Source organism: Gordonia sp. (in: high G+C Gram-positive bacteria) (genome assembly GCF_049299075.1).
In the GTDB taxonomy this organism is placed as follows: domain Bacteria; phylum Actinomycetota; class Actinomycetes; order Mycobacteriales; family Mycobacteriaceae; genus Gordonia.
The window spans coordinates 1-3,018 of sequence record NZ_JBAQWU010000314.1; the positions used below are offsets into that span (position 1 = coordinate 1).

The 3,018-nt window shown below is 62.5% G+C and carries 1 protein-coding gene and 1 pseudogene; both read left to right on the forward strand.

Going from position 1 to position 3,018, the window contains the following annotated elements; translation table 11 throughout:
• A partial coding sequence (locus WAW85_RS09695; protein ID WP_422559408.1) for a helicase-related protein occupies window positions 1–1,390 on the forward strand: 1,390 nt, incomplete at its 5' end.
• Between the two features lie 324 nt (window positions 1,391–1,714).
• A pseudogene (locus tag WAW85_RS09700) lies at window positions 1,715–2,803 on the forward strand (IS3 family transposase); the annotation flags it as partial.
• Window positions 2,804–3,018: the final 215 nt, after the last annotated feature.

Consider the following 3,018-nt stretch of genomic DNA (forward strand, 5'->3'; position numbering starts at 1 on the left):
GGCAAAGGAACGTGTCCGGTCTGAAGTTGAACCACTCATCGCCACCGCCGACCAGTCCGGTCAAGCATCGTCTGCCTGGTATGTGCTCGCACCCGCACTTCTTGACGGAGAGGTCTACGAGGCCCAGTACAGCTACGAAGCGCCACCACTCTCGGACGACGACGACTCCGACGAGCGAGAAAACCTGAGCAACCGCGACAAACACCTTGAATATCTATCGAGCCTGCTCGAGGACGACGCCAGCCGTCCACCGGTCCCGAAGGACCTCTTCGAGGTTCTGGCACTCGCCGGTATCGCTTCGCCAGCAGCGGTCATTCTGCGAACCATGCGGCGTCGCTTCCCCACCGCAGCACCTGAACTCGTCATCGGATTGGCCCAGTATGCGTCCGAAGGCTTCCGGCACCTTTTCAATCTCCCTCACGGGAGCCAGGTGATCTCCACCTTTCAACCGGCTCACGACGGCAAGGAAGATTTCTGGCACAAAGCCCTCGTGTACTGCGCCACCGGAAACCTCCAGTCGGTGATGGATGAGTATGTCGAGGTGATGGTCGAGCATAAGGGCTACGACCGCCTCCCCTGCGACGAGGCGGCCGACAAGACCGCCGAAACGATCCGCGACGTTCTCGGACTGCGCATTCCCACCTATCGACCGTCGACCATCGTCTCCGATGAGGCTGGGCAACCACTGTGGGACCAGGTGAGCATGCGCGGCGGATTCGCTCTGCGACTCGTATCCGATGGCACCCAGTCAGAAGGGGCGCGCGATTCGAATGCCGTCAGCACGGCCTTCAACTCGCCGTTCTGGCCATTCGTGCTGGCAAGTACATCAGTGGGCCAGGAGGGCCTCGACTTCCATCTGTACTCGCACGCCGTGTCGCACTGGAACCTGCCGACCAACCCGGTCGACCTCGAACAACGCGAAGGTCGCGTGCACCGGTACAAGTGTCATGCCGTCCGCAAGAATGTGGCACGCTCCGTCGGTTTCCCGGCTGGGGCCGAGAACATTTGGGAGGAACTGTTCGCACGGGCCAAAGCGCGTAAGCTGGCCGGATCGTCAGACATCGTTCCCTACTGGGTCTTCGCACCGTCCGAACTCGGCGACGAGACAGCCCAAGTAGAACGACACCTTCACATCACGCCATATACACGAGAGAGGGCTCTGCAAGGGAACCTCCTTGCCAGCGTTTCGCTCTATCGCATGGCATTCGGCCAACCCCGTCAGGACGAGTTGCTGAAGTACGTCCTCCGCGATGCGGACGAAGAACTCCGGGAGAAGCTCACCGAGCTTCGCATCGACCTGACTCCGCGGCCGCGAACCCTTAGCCGCAGCTCCTGGCATGTTCCCCGTGAAGTGGTCCAGGGCGTTTTAGAGTCCCGATTGCCCTGGTGAGGGCCAAGAAGGGACGATGAGGAACACGGCAGGACGTAAGCGTCACTCGGCGGAGGACATCGTACGTACGCTGCGCCGGGCCGACGAGCTGGCCGCCGAAGGCAGAACCGGAGAGCAGATCGCGGCCGACCTGGAAGTACCTGTGGCGACTTTGTATTGGCAGGTCCCCGATATTGATCCGTCCCGGGATTTCCGGAGGGTTCGTCTCAAGGGAAGATGGATCTCATGGCAGCAGGAACGAAGCATTACTCGGCGGAGTTGAAGCGTGACGCGGTGACGATGGTGGCGGAGTTGGTGGGTCAGGGTTCGACGGAGTGGGCGGCGATGAAGAAGACCGCGGACTTGCTCGGTGTGGGGGCAGCGGAAACGGTGCGCCAGTGGGTGCGTAAGGCCCCCGGCGCCGCAGTCTCAGCATCGGATGTCTCGGTCGACGCGGCGGAGGAGGTGCGTCGGCTCCGCAAGGAGAACGCCGAACTCACACGCGCCAACGGCATCCTGAAGGCGGCGTCAGCTTTCTTCGCGGCCGAGATCGACCGGCCACATCGCTGATCGCGCGTGTTCATCGGCGCTCACCAGGGAAACCGGGTGGGCGCCGATGGTCTTATCTGGGGAGTCGATTCGATGTGCCAGGTGCTCACCGAGCACGGTATGGCTATCGCCCCATCTACCTATTACGAGTATCGGCGGCGGCGCGCGTCATCGATGCGATTTTCACTATGCGCCGACAGTACCCGCTGACCCGCATCCCGGGCTCACGCAAGGCAAGGCAAGGCAAGGCAAGGCAAGGCAAGGATAATGTTGCGCAGCAACGGAGATGATGTGGCTCGCCGCACCGTCGAGCGGGTCATGGGCGAGATGGGTTGGCGCGGGGCGTCGAAGAAGAAGGCTCCGCGCACCACGACCCCCAACCCCGACCATCACCGTCCGGCTGACCTGGTCGACCGCCACTTCTATGCGGCCGCACCCAACCGTTTGTGGGTCGCCGATTTCACTTACTGCCGCACCGTCGGCGGCTGGGCGTATACCGCGTTCGTTACCGATGTCTTCGCCCGCAAGATCGTCGGCTGGAAAGTCGCCTCAGAGATGACTTCCGATCTGGTCACCGCCGCTATCGGCAACAGGAAGCGTTGTGGCACAACATCTTTCGAGGATCTGATCCATCACAGCGATGCGGGGTCGCAGTACACGGCTCTGGCGTTCGGGCAGCGGTTGGCCGCAGTGGGGATCGCCGCCTCGATCGGCAGCATCGGTGACAGCTACGACAACGCGTTGGCCGAATCGGCCAACGCTGACTACAAGAACGAACTCGTCGACAACCAACCCCGATTCCACGGCGTCGCCGAACTGTCCCTGGCCACCGCCGAATGGGTCGCGTTCTACAACCGGCAACGACCCCACCGCTACTGCCACGACCTCACACCCGACCACGCCGAGCGACTCCACTACGATCGGATCGCCACACCGGTCGGCTCGCTCCTCGACGTCCTTACTGGAGTCGCCACACCTCAGCAGAGCACGGAGGCGATCCGCGAGATGTCACTGTCTGTGATGAGACAGGGACGGACTCCGTGGCCCAAATCCCGCAGTTCCAACCTCGCGACGATGGCCTACCGCGCTATTGCCGAGCG